Origin of the sequence: Paraburkholderia sp. GAS41 (assembly GCF_050436545.1) — a bacterium.
GTDB lineage: Bacteria > Pseudomonadota > Gammaproteobacteria > Burkholderiales > Burkholderiaceae > Paraburkholderia.
Window position 1 is genome coordinate 69,790 of record NZ_JBNDMK010000019.1, and the last position, 20,972, is coordinate 90,761.

General features: G+C 63.6%; 17 protein-coding genes and 2 pseudogenes. 11 read left to right on the forward strand and 8 right to left on the reverse strand.

Annotated features, from left to right (window positions below; all coding sequences use genetic code 11):
- Window positions 1–109 precede the first annotated feature (109 nt).
- Both P3T43_RS23775 and P3T43_RS23780 read right to left on the reverse strand, forming a co-directional pair.
- A complete protein-coding gene (locus P3T43_RS23775; protein WP_429283491.1) occupies window positions 110–379 on the reverse strand; it encodes a hypothetical protein in 270 nt (89 codons plus the stop codon).
- A 114-nt stretch (window positions 380–493) separates the two neighbouring features.
- Window positions 494–1,126 (reverse strand): C39 family peptidase, encoded by a 633-nt coding sequence (locus tag P3T43_RS23780; protein ID WP_429283492.1) that lies wholly within the window; start codon window positions 1,124–1,126, stop codon window positions 494–496.
- Between the two features lie 409 nt (window positions 1,127–1,535).
- On the opposite strand from P3T43_RS23780, the gene P3T43_RS23785 reads away from it, so the two are divergent.
- A complete protein-coding gene (locus tag P3T43_RS23785) occupies window positions 1,536–2,390 on the forward strand; it encodes a helix-turn-helix domain-containing protein (protein WP_429283493.1) in 855 nt (284 codons plus the stop codon).
- 39 nt (window positions 2,391–2,429) lie between these two features.
- On the opposite strand, the gene P3T43_RS23790 is transcribed toward P3T43_RS23785, so the two are convergent.
- The 3 genes from P3T43_RS23790 to P3T43_RS23800 all read right to left on the reverse strand — a co-directional run bounded on the left by P3T43_RS23790 (window position 2,430) and on the right by P3T43_RS23800 (window position 6,649).
- On the reverse strand, window positions 2,430–4,259 hold the full coding sequence (locus P3T43_RS23790) for an ATP-binding response regulator (RefSeq protein ID WP_429283494.1): 1,830 nt from the start codon (window positions 4,257–4,259) through the stop codon (window positions 2,430–2,432).
- A complete protein-coding gene (locus tag P3T43_RS23795; RefSeq protein WP_429283495.1) occupies window positions 4,229–4,747 on the reverse strand; it encodes a molybdopterin-dependent oxidoreductase in 519 nt (172 codons plus the stop codon). Before P3T43_RS23795 ends, P3T43_RS23790 begins: the two co-directional genes overlap by 31 nt.
- Window positions 4,748–4,984: 237 nt before the next feature.
- Entirely contained in the window at window positions 4,985–6,649 is a 1,665-nt protein-coding gene (locus P3T43_RS23800) for an ATP-binding domain-containing protein (protein ID WP_429283496.1), read from the reverse strand.
- Window positions 6,650–6,823: 174 nt separating this feature from the next.
- Here P3T43_RS23800 and P3T43_RS23805 point away from each other — a divergent pair, with 174 nt between their 5' ends.
- The 3 genes from P3T43_RS23805 (at window position 6,824) to P3T43_RS23815 (ending at window position 8,866) form a co-directional block, all read left to right on the forward strand.
- Window positions 6,824–7,450 (forward strand): glutathione S-transferase family protein, encoded by a 627-nt coding sequence (locus P3T43_RS23805; protein WP_429283497.1) that lies wholly within the window; start codon window positions 6,824–6,826, stop codon window positions 7,448–7,450.
- Window positions 7,451–7,487: 37 nt separating this feature from the next.
- Window positions 7,488–8,114 (forward strand): glutathione S-transferase family protein, encoded by a 627-nt coding sequence (locus tag P3T43_RS23810; RefSeq protein WP_429283498.1) that lies wholly within the window; start codon window positions 7,488–7,490, stop codon window positions 8,112–8,114.
- Window positions 8,115–8,260: 146 nt separating this feature from the next.
- Window positions 8,261–8,866, forward strand: coding sequence for a Fur family transcriptional regulator (locus tag P3T43_RS23815; protein ID WP_429283499.1), 606 nt, complete (start codon window positions 8,261–8,263; stop codon window positions 8,864–8,866).
- 117 nt (window positions 8,867–8,983) lie between these two features.
- Here P3T43_RS23815 and P3T43_RS23820 read toward each other — a convergent pair.
- Window positions 8,984–9,441: pseudogene (locus tag P3T43_RS23820) on the reverse strand (response regulator).
- A gap of 679 nt (window positions 9,442–10,120) precedes the next feature.
- Between P3T43_RS23820 and P3T43_RS23825 the strand changes: the two are divergent.
- The 3 genes and pseudogenes from P3T43_RS23825 to P3T43_RS23835 all read left to right on the forward strand — a co-directional run.
- Window positions 10,121–11,049, forward strand: a pseudogene (locus tag P3T43_RS23825) (2-keto-3-deoxygluconate permease); the annotation flags it as partial.
- A gap of 177 nt (window positions 11,050–11,226) precedes the next feature.
- Window positions 11,227–11,946 carry a ribonuclease activity regulator RraA gene (locus P3T43_RS23830; protein ID WP_429283500.1) on the forward strand — a complete coding sequence of 240 codons (720 nt, stop codon included), beginning with the start codon at window positions 11,227–11,229 and terminating at the stop codon, window positions 11,944–11,946.
- A gap of 465 nt (window positions 11,947–12,411) precedes the next feature.
- A complete protein-coding gene (locus P3T43_RS23835) occupies window positions 12,412–13,332 on the forward strand; it encodes a phosphotransferase family protein (protein WP_429283501.1) in 921 nt (306 codons plus the stop codon).
- Between the two features lie 48 nt (window positions 13,333–13,380).
- Here P3T43_RS23835 and P3T43_RS23840 read toward each other — a convergent pair whose 3' ends face one another.
- The gene (locus P3T43_RS23840; protein ID WP_429283502.1) at window positions 13,381–14,061 is read right to left on the reverse strand and encodes a TetR/AcrR family transcriptional regulator; all 681 of its coding nucleotides are present in this window, start codon (window positions 14,059–14,061) and stop codon (window positions 13,381–13,383) included.
- A gap of 106 nt (window positions 14,062–14,167) precedes the next feature.
- Here P3T43_RS23840 and P3T43_RS23845 point away from each other — a divergent pair, with 106 nt between their 5' ends.
- From P3T43_RS23845 to P3T43_RS23855, 3 genes are all read left to right on the forward strand, one after another.
- Window positions 14,168–15,676: an MDR family MFS transporter gene (locus P3T43_RS23845; RefSeq protein ID WP_429283503.1), complete on the forward strand. Its 1,509-nt coding sequence runs from the start codon at window positions 14,168–14,170 to the stop codon at window positions 15,674–15,676.
- Window positions 15,677–16,046: 370 nt separating this feature from the next.
- Window positions 16,047–17,096: a zinc ribbon domain-containing protein gene (locus P3T43_RS23850; RefSeq protein WP_429283504.1), complete on the forward strand. Its 1,050-nt coding sequence runs from the start codon at window positions 16,047–16,049 to the stop codon at window positions 17,094–17,096.
- Between the two features lie 168 nt (window positions 17,097–17,264).
- Window positions 17,265–18,341: a TAXI family TRAP transporter solute-binding subunit gene (locus P3T43_RS23855; protein WP_429283505.1), complete on the forward strand. Its 1,077-nt coding sequence runs from the start codon at window positions 17,265–17,267 to the stop codon at window positions 18,339–18,341.
- An 84-nt stretch (window positions 18,342–18,425) separates the two neighbouring features.
- On the opposite strand, the gene P3T43_RS23860 is transcribed toward P3T43_RS23855, so the two are convergent.
- Window positions 18,426–19,856 (reverse strand): PLP-dependent aminotransferase family protein, encoded by a 1,431-nt coding sequence (locus tag P3T43_RS23860; protein ID WP_429283506.1) that lies wholly within the window; start codon window positions 19,854–19,856, stop codon window positions 18,426–18,428.
- Between the two features lie 111 nt (window positions 19,857–19,967).
- Between P3T43_RS23860 and P3T43_RS23865 the strand changes: the two genes are divergently transcribed.
- The gene (locus P3T43_RS23865; RefSeq protein WP_429283507.1) at window positions 19,968–20,885 is read left to right on the forward strand and encodes a DMT family transporter; all 918 of its coding nucleotides are present in this window, start codon (window positions 19,968–19,970) and stop codon (window positions 20,883–20,885) included.
- Window positions 20,886–20,972 lie beyond the last annotated feature (87 nt).

Consider the following 20,972-nt stretch of genomic DNA (forward strand, 5'->3'; position numbering starts at 1 on the left):
CGAGCACGGCGGGCGGCGGTCGCGACGGGCAACTACGAAATCACGGCAACACCCAAGCGCGCTTTCCCACTGCACACGCATCACGCCATCGTGCAAAGCTGCACTGCGGTTACTGCGTCTGCTCCTTACCCGCACTCGCTGCATTGCCAGAAGAATGACTACCCTGTTTGAACATCGCCTGACACGGCGGACTCAGTTCGCTCACGTGCTCCTTCATACACGCCGTGATCTTGTCCCTGTTGGGAATGTCCGAACTGCAAAAATGCATCGCATCGCCGCGGCAGGCCTTTTCCTGTTCGTCCTGGGTCGCCGCGCATGCTTCGCTGACCGTCAGCAGCACAAGCAGGCTGACGGCAATCAGGGCGGGAGATCGGTTCATATGGGCTCCGGGTTGACAAATCGGGCAGCGATTTCCCCCGCTGCCCATCTGTCCCTTCAGCAGAAATCGGACCCGGAAATCTGCTCAAGGATTGCGCGGCGTCTGGTCGGGCGACTAGCCGGCCGGTCGGGTCAAGGTCAAACCCCGGCCGGCATAAAAACGCGCGACCGTGGCGAACGGCAGGTAGACGTCGCTCTGATACGGCGCGATGCCGGAAGGGTTGTGAAACCAGACGCCGTCCGGGTCGCGCCCATGCAGCAGAATCAAATGGCCGCCGCGTTGCGCATTCGGCGCGTCCGGGCGGCGTATCTCTGGGCTCACCGAAATGATCGCCAGCGTCTCGCTGTCGATACGCGCAGCGATCTCCTCGAGCGTGGCCTCCGGCAACACGTCGACCTGCAGACCAAAGGCCCGCTCGGCCCACGTGGCGAATGGCCGATAAATCAGACCATCGACACCGCCGTCGGCGCGCATCCGGTACACCTCATGGCGCAACGCTTCGTCGAGCAGCGCGGCGCGCGGCGCATGTCCGATGCCCCAGAAGTCCAGCGCGGATTCGAGGCACGTCAGGCCGCACAGCCGTTGCGCCCAGAATCGATAGTGCTCGCGCTCGGTGAAGCCGCTGCGTTGCCATGCGGGGTCGTCGCAAGGATCGGCGTCGTCGTCGACGATCGGCTGCACCCATTCGGGGCTGCCCCATTGGGAGTAATACGGCACGCCGGCATGGCGGATAGTCTTGTCTTTCATGAATGCGATCGAGGTAGTGGGAACGGCATGGCAGACGCCACTCTGCCAGATCGATCGCGGGCTTGTCTCGTCGAATTGCGACGCCGCGTGCAACATCGAATCTGCGCCGCAGGAAAGCGCGCGATGGATCACATTTCATTACATGTCGGACCCGCTTTCCTCGCTAGAATAGATAACGCACATCGAGTACGACTCGAGCGTGCAGTCGGTCGGCACGCCTCAATCAGGCAGCGCCACGACAACTTTGCGGCGTCGCCACAAAATCCCCAACAACGCCACGTTTTTGCTGTACATTTGCTCTCCCATGCGTGCCCGGTCGGCTCGCAGCGAAGGCCATGCGTACCAGCGCCATCCGGTCTTTTCGCGTTCTTCACCCGCTATCATTTAAAACGACGGACCTCCACGCAGCATGGCCAACGAAGCAACCTCACCTGACTCCATCGCAGTCGCGGAACGCGTGCGCGAGTTGATGAGCCGTCACGGCATCGGCAAGCGGCAGCAGACCACGGAGCTATGTCGCATTCTCGATCTGAGTTTTTCTCAGGGTCACCGTAAGTTGCGTGGCAACAGCCCGTGGACGCTGTCGCAAATCAAGAAGGTGGCCGAGGTGTTCGGCGAACCGGCTGCGCAACTGTTCGGCGCGCAATCGCTCGATCCCGGCATGGTCGGCGCCATTGCGCAGGAAGCGGCCTTCTCGGTGGGCGGCATCGAGCTTGCCTGCACCGCCTGGGTGGGCGCGGCGCTCGAGCCGGGCAGCCGCCCCGAGTTCGTTGCCTATTCGAAGCTGGGGCAATGGCGCGTCACGCGTCACGACGGCGCCTTGTATCAAAGCGCATTCGAAGTGCACAAGATCGAAATCTATCCGCGCCGCTCGGAAGCCGACAAACCGCTGATCGCCGTGGTCGACGACGATCAGGCTTCGGCCGACAACCTGCGCGACTATCTCGAACGCAGCGGCTTCACGGCGGTAGCGATTTACGGACTTGGTGCGTTCGTCGACCAGCTGCAGACGCAGGTATTCGACGGTGTCGTCATCGACTGGCTGTTCGGCAATCAGACTTCCGCGTCGGTGATTCGCGCCGTGCGCGCCTCGGAAAATCCAGAGGCGCCGGTGTTCGTACTGACCGGCGAGTTGCTGACCGGCAAGGCCAGCGAGTCGGAGATCAGCGAGATCATTCGCAATTACAACGTGGCGTGTTATGAGAAGCCGGCGCGCATGGCGATCCTCGTCGCCGATCTGTCCAAACGTCTGAACCGTGCCTGAAGCGGAATCGAATCGGGCCTGAAGCGCGCCTGAAACGCATCAGTTCAGATTGCGTGCTGCCAGCGCGCGCTGCAATGCTTCGCGCAACTGCTCGTAATGCACCGGCTTCACCAGATAGTCGAAAAACGGCACGGTGCCGGGCGGCGGCGCGTCCGGTGCATACGCGCTGATCGCGATCACCGGTGCGCCCGCCGACGGTCCGCTACGCGCGCGGAATTCGGCGAAGAACGTGTAGCCGTCCTGATCCGGCATATGCAGGTCCAGTAACAATACGTCGCAGCGCCGCGCATCGAGCCATGCCAGCGCCTCTTTGGCATTGGAGACTGCGCTCGCCTCGTAACCCATGTGCGTGATCATTTCCAGCAGCGATTCGCGGATCAGTCCGTTGTCGTCGACGATCAGCACTTGCGACCGGCCATCTTGCCGCGCGCTCGCCGCCTTCGCGCCAGGCGGCTTGACGGGCTCGACCGGTCCCACCGGGATCGTCACGTTGAAAATCGTCCCCTCGCCCACTTTGCTTTCCACCGCGACGCTGCCGCCAAACAGTTTCAGCAGTCCCTGGACGATCGCGAGGCCCATACCGGCGCCCTCGAAACGCCGCGCGCGCGAACCGTCGAGCTGGGTAAATTCCTTGAACATGAGCGGCAGTTGCCTGGGCGGCACGCCCGGTCCGGTGTCGCTCACCTCGATGGTCAGCAACGCCAGCCGCTGCACCAGCCGCACCCGTACCGAACCCTTTTCGGTGTAGCGAATTGCGTTCGTCACGAGGTTGCTGACAATCTGGCGGATCCGGTGCGGGTCGGAATCGACCGGTCCCGTCAATCCGCTCGCCTCGCTTTCGAGCGTCAGCCCGCGCGCCACCGCGGCCGGCGTATGTTCGTCGACGATCGACGCCAGCAGTTCACGCGGCTCGAATTGCTCGTAGCGCAATTCGAGCTTGCCGGCGCCGAGGCGCGCGTAATCGGTGAGATCGCGCATCTGCGCTTCCAGATGACGGGCCGCGCTTTCGAGCCGCTGGATCACCTTGCGGTCCGCCTCGGACTGGAAATTGAAACCGAGCAGTTCGATCGACGAGACGATCGCGTGCAAAGGCGTGCGCAGTTCGTGACTGATCATGCCGAGGAAAGCGTCCTTCGCCAGACTCGCCTCGCGCGCGGCGCGAGTGGCCTGATGCTCCGCCTCGAGCGCGGCGCGTTGCTGGCGGATCAGGCGGCTGCGGCGCCGGCCGTTGACGACCAGCAGCAACGTGGCCGCCGCGGAGAGCAGCAACAGCAGGATCCCGGTGGCAAACAGCATGCGCCGCTTGTCGAGGAAATCGCGGCTCAACGCTTCGCGGTCGGCGACGTCGGCGAAGCGCCGGGTCAAGGCCAGATCGTTGACCTCCTGCCAATGGGCGCGCAATGCGGCAACCATCAGGTCGGCCTGATGAGGATCCTTCGGCAAGGTGTCGAGCTTGGGCGCGAGTTCGTCCAGGGTCGCTTCGAGCGTGCGGAGTTCGCTCTCCTGACGCTGCAGCAACGAGAGCTGGCCAACCAGCATGCGCGTCGAGCCGGCCATCACGTGCAGCTTCGATTGCAGCACATCGTAGCGCAACTGCAGTCGCGGGTAATCGACGTCCGTACCGCTGCGATAGAGCAGCAACTGGTTTTCAAGGCGAGCGTAGGCGATCTGCAGTTGCGCGGCGTCCCAATAGAAGCCGTCGTACGTGCCTGTCAGAAACTGCGTGGAGCGCGGGTTGAGCAGGTTGGCGTACATCAGATAACCGATCGCCCCGACCGGCGCGGCGAGCGCGGTCACCCACACCACGGCCAGCAGCCAGCGGCGCAGCCGGTGCGGCATTACCTGACGATCAAGCCCTTGATTTGCCATACGAATTTCGAGTCCGCGGCCGCACCCGAGAGTTCCGATGGGAACGCGTCGCGCGGATAGATGAGAAACAGAGGTCCGAAATCGCTGACCTTCAGGCGCTTGCCGTTCATGCTATACGCGACGATTACCCCGTAGCGGTCGCAATCCGATACGGGGATCGTTTCGGTGTAATCGTCGAGCGTATGGACTTCAATCTCGCTGCCTTTGGCGCCGACCAGCTTCAGGATATCCGCGAGCGACGGACCTGTGAAGGTCGAGCGGCCCGTCCAGGTGGTCGAGGTCGTGATGGAGTGCGTGGGCAGCGCAAGAAGCTGCGCTTCTGTCAGGTGATAGACGGTGTGGGACGCGTCATTGGTGATGGCAACGCTGCCGCCTGCGTCGAGCGACAGCGAAGCAGCCTGCGCGCGCCCAGCCCCAAGCATTCCCAGCGCCCCGAGCGCGACAGCAAGACACGCGATCCAGCGCGCGCCCTTCCTGGTGTAGTCCATGTAACCAGCCTTCTTTTCATCTGTTTTCTTGTTTCGCCGTGACCTGCTTGCCCGCGACTCCCCCATTTCTCCCCGATAACCCGCAGCTATCAGGAGGCGTCGCAAACCCGATCCCGACGTACCTTCTGCCATCCATGTCCGCATGGGGCCGAACAGCCAAACCGCACGCATCATATCGTCAAACCGGTGACATCAAAAAGCGTGACATCGCCCAGACATCGCGCGCTCAAGCGCCGCTCACGCCTTGCCGTCCGCGATGCGCAGATGACGCGCTGCACGCTGCGAAGCCACCACGATCAGCTTCATGGTCGCCCGCGTGGCGCCGACGAACAGCTTGCGGGCGCTGCGTTCATCGAAATGATCGAAATCGACCTCGGTCAGGATCACGCACGGCGCCGATTGCCCCTTGAAGCGGTAGATCGACTCCAGCAGCACGTCGCCCTCGCGGTACTCCGGATTGCCGAACAGATCGTACTTGCCGGTGAAGCTGCGCAGGCGGTGCGGCCCGAGTTGGTCGAGCGCGCTCAGCACCGATCCTTCGCGCCCGCGGAACGACAACACCGCAATGTCCTGTTTGCGAAATCCGAGCGAGAGCGCCTGGGTGATCGCCCGCTTGGTGGCGTCGATGCAAGCCTCGGCCGCGTACGCCTCGTCGTACGTGGAGAGCGCCAGATCGGAGCCGTCGAACGGGCTGCCCGACGACAGCGCCGCGGCGAGCGGCACCTCGCCGCCCACGACGTCGCGCACGAAATCGAGAATGTCGCGCGGGCTGCGATAGTTGGTGGTCTCCTTGAGCGTCGTCCAACCAGGCAGATCGACGGGCGCGCGCATATATAAATTCTGCAGCGGGTCTTCCAGCCACCACCACGCCGCGCCCGGCCGCAACAGGCGTTCGAGCGCACCGATCCAGGCCTGCTGAAAGTCCTGGCCTTCGTCCACGATCAGGACGTCGAATTGCCAGCGTGCGTCGATCGGTGTGTCCGCAAAAATCGTTTCGAGCTGGTCGAAAATGTCGGCGGCCTGAAAGTCCGGCGCCCGGCCGCCGTCGCGGGCAATCCAGTCGCACAACTGGTGATAGTTCGCCACCTTGGCTTCGGATGGCGCCACCCGTGCAATATGGTCGGCAAGCGGCCGGTTGAAACAGACGTACAGGGGCCGCTGGCCGCGCGCCACGGCGTCCTTCATGACCTGCACGGCCAGTTGCGTCTTGCCCGAACCAGCGGTGCCGGCGACGCGTAAACGGAACGGCGTGAATTCGAGCCGCCGCGCCCAGGTGGCGAGCCCCCCGGCGAGGCGCGTGACGAGCGTGCCGGCCTGACCGACGAGCGCGCTCGCGTCGGGCGTCAGCGCAAGTTCGTCGGCGAGGAAATGGTGAATCTTCGCAGCGCAGGCGAGGCGCGGTTCGTCGGCTGGCAACGCCTCGCGGATGATTGCGGCGAGCCGCTCCTTGCGCGTGGCGTCGACGATCCGCGCCGGATTCACGCCGGCAATCGCCGCATCTTTCACCACGTGATCCGGGCAGTACAGCAGTTCCTCGATGAAATAGGTCCCCGCGCCGAAGGCCGCGGTGAAGCGCCGGTGCATGCCTTCGATGGTATGCGCCAGCGCGATCGCCACATTGCGCTCGGTCTGCAGATAGACCTTGACGAGCCCTTTGGGCGTTTCGCGCAAAAAGCCGGTTTTCTGTTCGACGATCATCACGCGCCCCGAAGGACTGACGATCACGAAATCGGCCTCGCCGAACACCGAAAAGCCCTGATTGAGCCGCGTCCAGTGCACGCCGTGATACACGGTGTAAGCGTCGGGCAAGGCCCCTTCGAGGAGCGCAAGGGTCTCGCGTTCGCGTGCCGCGGCGCCGGTGGCGGCGAGGTTCTTCCAGTCGTCGGGGACAATGCGGGCCATGCGGTGCCTCGTCATTTTCAGGTGCGCCCATTGTACGCAACGCATGTGGCTTGCCGGCATCGGCCGTTCGGTCAGTGACAGGGTGAATCGAGACGGCTTCGTGTATCGTTAGTGGTTGAACGCCGCATTCGCGTGCGGCTTGCCAACCAGCAAACAGGAAAGAGGATCTACCGGATGCTTACAATCTGGGGACGCGCCAACTCGGTCAACGTCCAGAAAGTGTTGTGGTGTTGCGACGAACTCGTGCTGCCGTACGAGCGTATCGATGCGGGCATGCAGTTTGGCCGCGTCACCGAGCCGGCCTATCTGGCGATGAATCCGACCGCCCGCATTCCGACGCTGGTCGACGGCGATTTCGTGCTGTGGGAGTCGAATTCGATCCTGCGCTACCTCGTGATGCAATACGGCTCGTCGAGCCCGCTCTATCCGCCGGAGCCGCAGCAGCGCGCGAGCATCGACCGCTGGCTGGACTGGTCGCTGTCCACGCTGCAACCGGCCGAACGTCCGGTGTTCTGGGCCATCGTGCGCACGCCCGCTGCCGAACGCGACGCCGTCAAGCTGACTGCGGACCTCGCCGCCGTCACCGTGTTGTGGAAGCTGGTCGACACGCATCTGCAAGGACGCTTTTTCCTCGAAGGCGAAAAATGCACGCTGGCTGACATCGTGATCGGCGCGTATGCGAAACGCTGGTTCGGGCTGGACGGCATCGAACGGCCTTCGCTGCCGAATCTCGAGCGCTGGTATTCGAGACTCGCTACCCGCACGGGCTTTCGCAAGTATGTCGATTTTCCGCTGACCTGAACGCCTGTTCTGAACATCTGGCCTGATGGGATCTGATATGACAATTACGCTCTACGCCTGGGGCACGCCAAACGGCCGCAAGGTCAGCGTCGCTCTGGAAGAAATGGCACTGCCATACGCGGTGGTGCCGATCAACATCGGCAAAGGGGATCAGTTCCAACCCGACTTCCTGCGCATCAGCCCGAACAACAAGATTCCCGCCATCGTCGATACGGATGGCCCGGGCGGCGGGCCGATCAGCGTGTTCGAATCGGGCGCGATCCTGCTTTATCTCGGCGAAAAAACCGGCAAATTCCTGCCTGCGAGCCTGCGCGAACGCGTGCCGGTGCTCGAATGGCTCATGTGGCAGATGGGCGGTTTCGGGCCGATGCCCGGTCAGGTGCACCACTTCGCCGCAATTGAAGCGGAGGCTGACCGCCGTTACGGCCTGAAGCGTTTCTCGGAGGAGACTCGCCGTCTGTACGGCGTGCTCGACCGGCGGCTGGCGGAAGTGGAGTTCGTCGCGGGCGAATTGTCGGTGGCGGATTTTGCAATTCTCGGCTGGGCATGGCGGCACGAACGTCATAAGGTCGACCTCGCCACCTATCCCAACGTGCGACGCTGGTACGACACGCTGTTCGCCCGCCCCGGCGTGCAGCGTGGCTTCGCGCTGGAATTCGAGTGATCGAGTCGCGCGGCGGCGCGGCTCGATCGTCCGGCGGATGGCAGGCAGAAGCCGCCCGTCAGCGCGGATATCGCCACTGGGTGCGGCGCTGACTGGCGCGCCGCAGCCCCGGCACGCCGAACCGCGATGGACCTTATAATCTGCCTATGAAGAACGCAAAGCCTTCCACGGTGGCCGAAAAAGCCGCCCTCGCCTCAACCACGGCTCACGACAGTGCGCACGCTCATGCACACGGTCACGAGCATGAGGACGGGCACGACCATGGGCACCTCCAGGCCGCTTCGCCAGAAGCCGCGTTGGTGCTGGCCGAGGAATATTGCCGCGAACGCGGCGAGAAACTCACACCGATCCGGCGCAAGGTGCTGGAGCTCCTGCTCACGTCAGGCCGCGCCACTAAAGCGTATTCGCTGCTCGACGACATGCGGCAGATTCACCCCGGCTCGGCACCACCCACGGTGTACCGGGCGCTCGACTTTCTGCTTTCGGCCGGGCTCGTGCACCGCATCGAATCGATCAACGCATTCACGGTGTGCCATGACCTGACCCAATGTCAGCATGGCATTCTGGTGGTGTGCCAGCAATGCGGCAATGTCACCGAGTTGCATCAGCCGAAGCTGCGGCAAGCGCTGGTGGCGCAAATCGAGGATGCGGGCTACCGTCTCGCGAGCGAGGAGATCGAGCTGAAAGGCTTGTGTTCCGCTTGCCAGGCCGCTGAGGCCAGCGCAGCCAAGGCAGCCGCGAGCGACGCCTGATCGCTGCCTGAACCCAATCGTAGATAACGCCCCGCTCGCCCGAGGTGGAATTGCCCCGAGAGCGTTGACGCAAGGCACCGTGTTCAGCGGCGCTTCCCTGCGCCATACAGCCGGCGATTAACCGGCTGCGCGGGCGTCGATTGCGTCGTGCAGCAGGTTGACCAGTTCGTCCGGCCTGGCCGGTTTGGTCATGAAATGCTGGAAGCCTTCGCCGATGCTTCGCAAACGGTAGGCGTCGTCCGTGTGGCCGGTGAGCGCCACCGCAACCGCCGGCGCATGATCGCCACGAATCTCGTGATCGCGAATCCGCTGGATCAGGTAAAAGCCGTCCATGCAAGGTAGTTCGAGATCGCACACCACCGCATCCGGTGACACCCGCAGCGCCGCTTCGACGCCTTCTTCCGCATCCGCCACTGCGACGACATGCGCACCCTCCGACTCAAGCAACAGCGTCAACGATTCCCGGCTTTGCAGGTCATCTTCGACGAGTACGATCGTTGCCTGATCGAGTCTCAACACTCCGTTCATTTTTTCGTTGTTGCTAAAAAGCAGGTTAGGCCCGACAAGGGAGCCATTGTATCGCGCCTGTCGTCGCGACCCTGTTAACCGCGCCTATTCGCCGTCCACAGTTCGCAAGGTCCGACTCGGTTTCGCGCGACGAGTTGCAATCGTTCTGTAACAAAAAGACCTGGCCTGTCGCTGTGCTGCCATGACGTTCCGTGCATCCTCGTGCAGCGACAAGTCATATGCATGAAACAGGCCTGTTCGGCCCCTTGCGTGGCGCTCGCGCGAAACGCCAAACTACGTCCGGCAGCGAGTCGCCTCAAAGGAAGCGGGTGATGAACAGCACGAGGCGTGCCTTGCCCCGCTACGCGGGCTTCACCGCCCACTGCGTGGAGCGCGAAGCGTTGTCGCGCCTCCCGTTACAGCGGCCGCACCGGACTACGCCGCACGCGAAAAAACACCCGAGCCAGCGATCCAGCGCTCGCTGCTGCGCAAAGACACCTCGCAGCCACCACGCAGACAGCGCGCAAAATCTGCCACGCGATGCCATTTTTTGCCTGCCTTCCCTAGGTGTAAACGATGACTTCAAAGCGCCGGTATTTTTCCGGCGGCGCTACCCCTCGATGCTAAATTCCGAGCGAGGCGACGACCGTGCCCGCACCATTGCACCCGTGCAATGCCCGAAGTCCGGCCCGCTGACACAAAGACAATAAACCGATCGGGCAGACCGTCCGTGGAGGAGCATCCGGCATGAAGATAAAGAAGGCGATCGACCGTATTCCCGGCGGGCTGATGCTCGTCCCCCTGTTGCTCGGCGCATGCGTTCACACCTTCGCGCCGCACGCCGGCAAATTTCTCGGCTCGTTCTCCAACGCGCTGATTACCGGCACGCTGCCGATCCTCGCGGTATGGTTTTTCTGCATGGGCGCCAGCATCAGCCTGAAGGCCACGCCGATCGTGCTGCTCAAGAACGGCGTGCTGGTCGTCACCAAGGTGTTGACGGCCGCGGGCGTGATCGCCTCGCATTTCCTGCCGCCCGGCGGCATCACCTCGGGCTTTCTCACCGGCATGTCGGTGCTCACCGTGATCTGCGTGATGAATGAGAGCAACGGCGGTCTGTATATGGCGCTGATGTAGCAATACGGCACCCAGGAGGAAGCGGGCACGTTTTGCCTGATGTCGCTCGAGTCGGGGCCCTTCATGACGATGGTGACGCTCGGCATCGCCGGGCTCGCGAGCTTTCCGTATGCCACGCTGCTCGGCGCCCTGCTGCGTTCCTGATCGGCTTTGTCCTCGGCAATCTGGACAGCGACCTGCGGCAGTTCTTCGGCCAGGCCGTTGCCGTGATGGTGCCGTTCTTCGCGTTTGCGCTGAGCAACAACCTCGATTTTCGCGTCATCCTCGACACGGGCCGGCCCGGCGTGCTGATCGACCTTTGCGTGATTCTCGTGACCGGCACCACGCTCGTGCTGGCCGATATTTTTCTCGCGCGCGGCAACGGCACGGCGGGCATCGGCGCCGCGTCGACGGCAGGCGCAGCGGTCGCCGTGCCGCAGATCATCGCCGGCATCGAACCGCGCTATGCCGCGATCGCGCCTGCGGCAACCGCGCTGGTCGCGACCTCGGTGGTGGTGACCTCGCTGCTTACACCGATCCTCACCGCCATCTGGGCGCGCCGCTGGGGTGTGCTCTCGGCAGGCTACCGGCGCGAGCACCCGCTCGCCACCGACCCGCTATCCGGGAATCGCGAAAGCCGCCACAATCACGATGACCACGACAATCGCGGACTCGAGCCCACGCTCCATCATCCGTTGAAGTAGTCTCTCCTTTTCAACCTGACACCACCCGACCTCACGATGCAAGAACTCGATCCCGCTACGCTCGAAGCCCTCCGTCACGTCAGCACGGCCACGCTCACCACGCAGCTATTCAAGCGCGGGCTGCGCAACACGTTCATGCAGGGTGTCGCGCCGCTGGCTGCGCCGGGCGGCGAAAATCTCGTGGGGCCGGCCTTCACCTTGCGCAATATCCCGTCGCGCGAGGACATCGACGTGCTGGAGCTGTTTGCGAATCCGGAGTACGCGCAGCGTAAATGCGTCGAAACGATTCCCGCCGGCCATGTGCTGGTGCAAGACTGCCGCGGCGAGCGCAACAGCGCATCGTTCGGTTCGATCCTGACGCAGCGTCTGAAGATACGCGGCGTCGCCGGCATGGTTTCGGATGGCCCGGTGCGCGACAGCACGACGATCGCCGCCCTCGGTTTGCCGGTGTTTTGCGCGGGCGCGAGTGCGCCGCCGAATCTGCTGCGCCATCACGCGATCGATATCAACGTGCCGATCGGCTGCGGCGGCGTGGCCGTGTTTCCGGGCGATGTGATCGTGGGCGATGCGGACGGCGTGGTCGTCATCCCGCGCGAGATGGCCGATGACGTTGCCAAGGCAGCCGCCGAGCAGGAACAACTGGAAGAGTTTCTGACGGAACGCATTCGCGAAGGCGCGGCGCTGCCGGGGACGTATCCGCCCAATGATGTGACGAAGGCGGCCTACGAAGCGTGGAAAAAAACCCGTAACCCGTAACGCTTCATTCAGATCGCGCGTCGTCGATTGGCCACATCGCATGGCGATGCGCGGCCTTGCGTTCAGCTTTCGATTCGTTCTCCGATATTTCCTCGCGTGCGGCCCTCCGGGTCGCACCTTGTCTGCCGCATATTTCCGCGTCTTTCTGCGCGTTACCGCCTGGTCATATCCGGTTTGTCCGCAAACTGGCGCACGCCTCTCCCTGTAATGTCGGGCCACGTCACAGCGCCGCTCTGGCGCCTTGACCTTACACACGCAGCGCAATCGCGCTGAGATTCGCCGTCCAGATATTTTCCGACGTAACAGGATGGAATATCTGCGCGTTGTCGCGTGCGTGCGGGTCGGATGTAATGGACTCGCCCTCCATTCCCGGCGCACGATAAATTGGCTGACACACCGCATTCCCACGACGCGCCCGCCATCACTTGCGAATCCGTTCGAGGCCACGCCCATCCGCAGAGGGACGTGGCCGAGCACGAGGCCGCGGCCTTGGCGCAAGTTGCGTTGAAGACCGGCGTCGTCCACGTCAGCCGCCAGTCGCTCACGGAGAGCGGCAATGCCATTTTTCGCGTCCAACTAGCCGACGGTCGCGCGGTCGCGGTACGTATCAATCCGCGCCGCGGCATGTTCAGCTTTACCCGGCACAATCTCGATGCGCTGCGCACGCTCGGCCTGCCGGTACCCAACGTTCTCGCTGCGGGCGCCACGCCCGCGCAGGCCTCCTTCGTGATTCTGGAGTGGTTGCCCGGGCGGGATCTTCAGTACGAGCTCGCGAGCCTGTCCGCGCTGCAGTCGACGCGCATTGCCGAGACGGTGACCGGCTATCAGAAGCGCGTGGCGAGCCTGCCCGAAAGCCAAGGGTTCGGCTGGGCGCCGATCCGCCGCCATGCGACGACCGCGCAATGGACCGGCATCTTCGGCCAGCCCTCGACTGAGGAACCGCCCCACGACGCATCTGCGCTGGAGCATTTGCGCTCACGCTTGCGTGCGATACGCCGCGCTGTCGAGCCTTATTTCGCGTCGTTGCGTCCCATCTGCTTTCTGGACGACATGACGCTCAAGAACGTGCTCGTCGAGCAGGGTGAATTGCAGGGCATCATCGATGTTGATTTCGTCTGCTATGGCGACCCGTTGATGGCAGTCGGCACCACGCTCGCGCACATTGCGGCCGATGTCGGCGAGGCCGGGCGTTTCTACGGGCAAGAGCTGATCCGCTGCGCGGCTCCGTCGCCGGACGCCCAACGTGCGATCTATTTCTACAGTTCGCTCTGGATGACAGGTTTTCTAGCCGCCGCCGAAGCCGCAGGCGAGACGCAACGCGCCGCCGAGTTGCAGCAGGCCACTGACGCGATGCTACGCACCGCCGAAACCCACCTTCACGCGTGAATCGGAGCGGCCACCGCGCCGTTGCAAGCAACGCTATCCATACCCCGTCTAGCGCGTATCGCGCTCCGGTCTCAACCCGTGCACCAGCAACGCCACCGCGTGGCGGGCGATGTCATCCGGCGTCAAACTGCGCCGCGCCGGATCGTTGCGCCACATTTTCGAGGTGGCGAGCGGCAGGATGGTCAGGCCGAGCAGCGTGAGAAACACCAGCGACGGCTCCAACTCCGCATTCACCCGCCCCTCTTTCTGCCATTGCTCGATGCGCGCCAATGAAGCGTCGTGATGGGCGTGACCGAAACGCTCGTGCATGCGCTGGCGCAACAGCCCGCCCTCACTGATCACCTCGCGGACCCACAAAGGCGGAAACCATGGATGTTCGACCGCCACCGCCACCATCGCGCGCGCCAGTTGCGTGATCGCCGCCACCGGATCGTCCGGATTGGCTTCGAATGCGCCGCCAATGGCCGCGCGCAAGGGCAAAAACCGCTCCTCGATCAGCACGTCGAGCAACTGGTCGCGCGTCTTGAAGTAGTAATGCACCATCGCCGGCGTGAAGCCGGCCTCGCGGGCTATTGCGCCGAGCGTCGTATCGACGATGCCCTCGCGCGCAAACAGCGTGAGCGCCGCGTCGAGCAGCCGGGCGCGCTGCTCCGGCCCTCGCGCGCTGCCGGTGGGCCTGCCGGGGCGGCGCGCGGTGGGCACGGGCTTGTCGGAAGAAGCAGTGGTCATGGTGGTTTCATTTGACTGACGGTGAGATGTGGCATATATTAATCTTTGAATTAATTAATTTCAACACATTCAACACATCTTTATCCCGTTCGATAGGTCCCCATCCATGGATCAACGTACCACTACCCCAGCGGAACTCGCGACAGCCACGGAGCATCCGCCGATTCGCCTGCTGTTTCCGGCCCTGCTGCTGGTGATGCTGCTCGCCGCGCTGGACCAGACCATCGTCTCAACGGCATTGCCGACCATCGTCGGTGAGCTGGGCGGGCTCAACAACCTGTCGTGGGTCGTCACCGCCTACCTGCTGACCTCCACCATCGTCGTGCCGCTCTACGGCAAGTTCGGCGACCTGTTCGGCCGCAAGATCGTGCTACAGGCAGCCATCGTGCTATTCCTGGTCGGCTCGGCGCTGTGCGGGGTCGCGCAGGACATGACGCAGCTGATTATCTTGCGTGCCTTGCAGGGGCTTGGCGGCGGCGGATTGCTGGTGGTCACCATGGCCGCCATCGCCGACGTGATTCCGCCTGCCGAGCGCGGCCGCTACCAGGGCGTATTCGGCGGCGTGTTCGGTCTTGCTACCGTCATCGGCCCGCTGCTCGGCGGCTTCCTGGTCGAGCACCTGTCCTGGCGCTGGATTTTCTACATCAATTTGCCGCTCGGGGTACTCGCGCTGGTCGTGATCGGGGCGGTGTTCAAACCGCGCGCCGCGCATATCAAGCACACCATCGACTACATGGGCGCGGCGTTTCTGGCCGGCGCGCTCACCTGCATCATCCTGTTCACCAGCCAGGGCGGCACGATCCTGCCGTGGTCGTCCCCGCAACTGTGGTTCACGCTAGTAATGGGCTTCGTCTGTATCGGCGGCTTCATCTATGAAGAACAGCGCGCAGTCGAGCCGATCATGCCGCTCGAACTCTTCAAGCAGCGCACCTTTCTGCTGAGCAGTCTGATCGGTTTCATCATCGGTGTCTCGCTGTTCGGCTCGGTGACGTTTATTCCGCTCTATCTGCAGGTGGTCAAAGGTTCGACGCCTTCTGAAGCCGGCATGCAGATGTTGCCAATGATGGGCGGCCTGCTGGTGATGTCAGTGATCACCGGACGCATCATCAGCAAGATCGGCAAATACCGCATGTTTCCGATCGCCGGCACGTTCCTCGTCGCTGTCGCGATGACCTTGCTCGCGCATCTGCAGATCTCCACCCCGATTCATGTGATGTATCTCTACATGGGCGTGCTGGGACTGGGTCTGGGCATGGTGATGCAGGTGCTGATTCTCGCCGTGCAGAACACCGTGGAATTCAGGCATATGGGTGTCGCCACGTCCGGCGCCACGCTGTTCCGCTCCATTGGCGGCTCGGTAGGTGTCGCAGGCTTCGGGGCAGTATTTTCGAACGGCCTCGCTTCCCGCCTGCAAACGCTGATTCCGCCCGACACCGAGTTGCCGCACGCGCTCGGCCCGGTGGCGATACACCAGTTGCCCGCGGCGCTGCGTGACGACTATATGCAGGCATTTGCCGGCGCGCTGCACACGGTTTATCTGTCGGCCTCGTGCGTGGTTGTGCTGGCGTTCGCCCTGGCCTGGCTGCTCAAGGATCATCCGTTGCGCAAACATTGAGTACTGCGATGAGCGAAGCCGCATGCCATTGCGGCCGGCTTCGCTAAGCGCTTCATCCGATCAGAATCCGCAGTGCTTTCGCGCTGCCGGCAGCTTGCAAAAGATCCCCTCCTGTTTCGTTCTCCCGACATGTGCAGCACTTCGGCCCGCCGCTATGTGCGGTTTCGAACACTTGGTAGGGGTAGGGGCGAACGTCGATTGACGTTCACACCGAAAGCTCACATATTGTTCATGGCGGCGCCGTCATTTTTCTGTGGCGAGCGCTGAACTCCAGCGCATGTAGATCGTGATTCCCGCAGCGATTGCGCGCTGCCTCGACACGCTCTGACGCATGCCGTATCGGCATAGCCTATCGCAGGTGGGTCACCGCATGTCCGCCCAAAATACTCCTGACCAGAGTTTTCCCGCGCCGTGCAAACGTTGCGGTGGCGCGCTGTATCAGCACGCCGATCTGTGCCCCTACTGCGGCGCGGCTCATCCGCTCGCCGCGCCCGCGCGCGGACACTTCACAGGTTCGGATGGTCCGTTGCATCGTCCGCTGCGTGCGGGCGCCCAGTCCGAACCGGCCGCACCGAATCTCGCTTCGCCGGACACCCCGATTCCGCCGCTGGATCAGCTGCCGCTCGGTACCTCAGTGGGTGCACGCTGGCTGCTCACCCGCGGACTGGTCGTGCTTGGCGTCGTCATACTAGGTTATGTCGGCTACACGCTGCTCAGCGATCATCATACGAGCACGCCCGTCTACGATGAGCAGGACACCAAATCAACTACCGGCTCCATCGCACCGTACACGCCTGATCAGAACACGAATACGCGCACCACGACAGCCGCCGTCACGCCGTCCATAGCGCCATCCACGGCGCCCACGCCAACGCCGGCGCCAACCCAGGCGCCGGCCCAGCCGGTTGTCCCGCACTATCGCGATGTGTCCGAAAGCCTGCGCGCCGCGCATACGTACGCCGCCGCCCATGACCTGTCGAGCGCACAGGCAGCGCTCGGCGCAGCGTTCTCGCTGGAACCGGACAACGCCGATGCACACGCGATCCAAAGCCAGTTGACGCCGCTCGAGCAACGCCGTGACGCCGCGCTGCAAACCGCCAACGTATGCCTCAAGGACCACTTGTGGAACTGCGTGGCGCACAGCGCCAGCGACGCTATCGCGATCGATAGCGGCAGCGTCCAGGCCAGGTCGCTGCTGCAACAGGCGATCGTCGAAACGGGTTGGACGCCGCTCGGCAACCACGCCGCGCCGCCCTCGAAAGTCTCTCAGGTGCCGCTGCCCCCTCTGCCTGCTCCGGCCGCTCAGGTTGCGCCCGCCGCGCCGGCTCCTGACAGCGTCGACGCACAAGTACGCGCGATCGCACAGTCGGGCTGGCGGAATTCGCCGGCATCGGCAGCGGCACCGGCACCGGCACATTAGCGCACCGTCGAGCGCACGCCGACGCGCGCAAGTCTGAGCGTCTGTCCGCACGATCTTCAGGCACTACGCAAGTCGCAATACCTGGCAGTTGCTGAACCGACTCACCAATGCTTCGTCGCGGCTCGCCGCGCGAAGCCTGTTCAAACCAGACCGATAGGTGGAACAACCATGCTCAAGATAATTCTGGCGGGGTGGCTCGGGTTGTTGCTGGCGTCGTCGAGCGCGCTTGCCGACAATGCGCACTACAAGATCGTCACTGGCCCTGAACGCGGCACGTATATCCAGATCGGCGCGGATCTGGCGAAATGGGTGGCCGAGCCGGTCGGCATCGACCTCGACGTGGTGCCGTCGAAGGGTTCGGCGGAGAACGTCCAGCGCATGCGTTTCGAGCCCAACGTCAAGCTCGCACTGGTGCAGTCGGATGTCTATCAGGCCTACGTCGACATGGCCAACGCCGGCAATACCGATGCGGGACAGGCGATCCGGCCGCTACGGCTCATCATGCCGCTCTACGACGAGGAGATTAACTTCGTCGTACGGGCCGATTCGCCGATCAAGTCCATCAACGAGATCAAGGACAAGAACATTAGCGTCGGGCTGCTGGGCAGCGGTACGGCGCAATCCGCCAACACGATTTATCACCTGATGTTCGGCCAGCCAATTCCCGAGCAGAACGCCCAGCACTTCAGCAACGAGGACGCGCTCGCCGCGCTGATCGTCAAGAAGATCGATGTGGCGGTGATCGTGGTCGGCCAGCCCGCCAAGCTGTTCACCGACATGAACCCGGAGTTGCTGCAACAACTCCGCCTGTTGCGGGTCGATCCCAACGCGCCCGAAACGGCGCGCGCCAAACAGACCTATTTTCCAGCCATCATTCATACCGCCAGCTACCCTAACTGGTTGAAAGAGGACGTGCCGACCTTCACCGTAAAGGCTTTTCTCGTCACCTACGACTACGGGCTGCGCGATACGGTCGTCAATCTCGACCGCTTTGCCGAGTCGTTGTGTACGAACTTCGATAACCTGCAGGAGCACGGTCACCCGAAGTGGAAGCAGGTGAAGATGGAATTGCCGAGTCTCGGCAAAGGTTGGCAATACTACGCACCGGTGGAAAAGCATCTGCGCGCCTGCATTGCCCGTCGCGAAGCAGGTTTGACCACTGCATCGCCCGCGCAAACCGCGGACAAGGCGCCGGTGAAATCAAATTGCACGGATGAAGCGCGCGTGTTGATGCTGTGTAAATGAATCGGCCTTAACGCTGCGCGCAGGGGTGGAATGAGGCGCTTGCACAGCGCCTTCCACACCTTTCTGATAGGCCTTTGCGCGGGTTCAGGCCGGGACCCGCGCGAGATCCATCGCACGCTGCAGCGCCTCGTAAGCCTTCGGCCGGTTGCACTGTGAAACGTTGAAGCGCAGGAATCCCGCCGCCGATTGCGCGGCGCTGAACACATTGCCCGGTGCCAGCACGACGTTCTCCGTCAATGCGTGCCGCGCGATTTCGGCGGCATCCAGTTCCGCCGGCAACCTCGCCCAGACGAACAGGCCGGCGCGCGGCCGGGTCCATACTTCCAGCCCGGCTTGCGTCAGGCGCCGGATCGTGTCACCCCTTGCGTCCGCGAGCTTCGCGCGCAGTCCTTCGAGATGGCGCCGGTACGTGCCGTCCACCAGCAGCCGATGCACGACGCTCGCCGCCAGTTGACCGTTGCCAAATGATGTCGCGAGCTTCAGATCGATTAACGGTTCAATCCAGTCCGCGCGTGCCGCGATGAAACCGCAGCGCACCGCCGCCGAAAGCGTCTTCGAAAAGCTGCCGATCGACACCACCCGCGCGAGCCCATCGAAAGCCGCCAGTCGCGGCGCGGCCTCGTCTTCGAAGTCGGCGAAGATGTCGTCCTCGACGATCAGCAGATTGTGTTCGCCGGCCAGCTTCAGCAGCCGATGCGCGACGGCTGGCGCAAGCGTCGCACCGGTCGGATTGTGGATCGCCGAATTCGTCACATAAAGGCGCGGGCGATGCTCCACCAGAGCCCGCTCGAAGCTCGCCAGATCCGGTCCGGCCGGCGTGTACGGCACGCTGACGATGCGCGCGCGATGGGCGCGCAGCAAGGCCTGAAAGTTGAAATAGCACGGATCGTCGATCAACACCGTGTCCCCTGGCTCGAGCAGGAAACGGCAGACGAGATCGAGCGCATGGGTGCCGCCGTCGGTCAGGATGATCTGTTCGGGCGGCGCGTCGACCCCATGCTGGCCGAGACGCCAGGCGAGTTGGTGACGCAGCGCGGGCAGGCCGGGAGGTGTGGCGTACTCGGCCAGCGCCGCATGCGGGTCGCGCGCCACCGCGCGCAGCGCGCGCCGCACGCCGTCTTCCGGCAACCATGACGCCGGCAGCCAGCCGCAGCCGGGCTTCAGCACTTTTTGTCCAGCTTCGAGCGATTGCCGCGTGAGCCATAGCGGATCGAGGTCGCGATCCAGACGCGGGCCCAGATCGGACAGCGCGAGTGGCGGCGCATGGCCGGAGACGAAAAACCCCGAACCGCGCCGCGCGACGATGGTGCCTTCCGCGACCAGCCGGTCGTAGGCTTCGACGACCGTCGATTTCGACACGCCGAGCGTCTCCGTCATCATCCGGATCGACGGCACGCGGGCGCCGGGCATCAGCGAGCGGCTCGCAATGCGTTCGCGCAGCGCGTCCATCACGACCTCGACGCGGGTACGCGAGGAAGCAGGATTGCTGGAATTGTCTCTTGTGCTGACTGCCATCTGTACTGCTCCACGTTCGGTACAGTTTGAACGAATTGTACTGATCCATAGCTTACACTTTTAGCCAGTCCGGCGCATGCTGGCGGTTTGATCCCGCAGATGGAAATTTCGATGCAAAAGTCCCAAACCGGCCAGCCCGGCCACAGTCGCGCTTCTAGCGGCTGGGTGAGCGGCATGCTCGGCGTGCTGATCTTCAGCGGCTCGCTGCCGGCCACGCGAATCGCCGTGCAAGGGCTCGATCCCATCTTTCTGACCGTGGCACGCGCGACCATCGCCGGCACGCTCGGGCTCATCCTGCTGCTCGTTTTTCGCGAGACACGCCCGGCGCGGCGCGAACTGTTGCCGTTGCTGGTTGTCGCGCTGGGCGTGGTGGTCGGCTTTCCGTTGCTCACCGCCCTCGCCTTGCGCCATATCACCTCGGCTCACGCGGTCGTCTTTATCGGTCTGCTGCCGCTTTCCACCGCGATCTTCGGGGTGCTGCGCGGCGGCGAACGTCCGCAGCCGGCGTTCTGGCTGTTTTCGGCGCTCGGCAGTTGCGCGGTGGTCGCATTTGCCGTGCGCGACGGACTGCATGCAGCGCCGCTCGGCGACGCCTTGATGCTGGCCGCGATCGTGGTGTGCGGACTCGGCTACGCGGAGGGTGCCCGGCTGTCACGGCATCTCGGCGGCTGGCAAGTGATCTCGTGGGCGCTGGTGCTGTCGTTGCCGTTGATGGCGCCGCTCACCTGGTGGACGCGGCCGCTCTCGTTCGACGGCGTCAGTCAGGCCGCGTGGTGGGGCCTCGCCTACGTGTCACTCTTCAGCATGCTGATCGGCTTCGTTTTCTGGTATCGCGGGCTCGCCTTGGGCGGTATCGCCAGCGTCGGCCAGTTGCAGTTGCTGCAGCCGTTTTTCGGGCTCGTGCTGGCGGGCCTGCTGCTGCACGAGCAGGTGCCGCCGGTAATGATTGTCGTCACGGTGATCGTGGTGGCCTGTGTGGCAGGCGCGCGGCGCTTTGCGCGAACCGTGCCGCTGCGGCCCACCGCCTAGCGGCCTGCGGGCGGGATGTCCCGCCCGCCATCCGTCTGTCTCCCTGCCAGCGCTGAAAGGGTCGCTCGCCCGGCTGTCCAGCGTGTT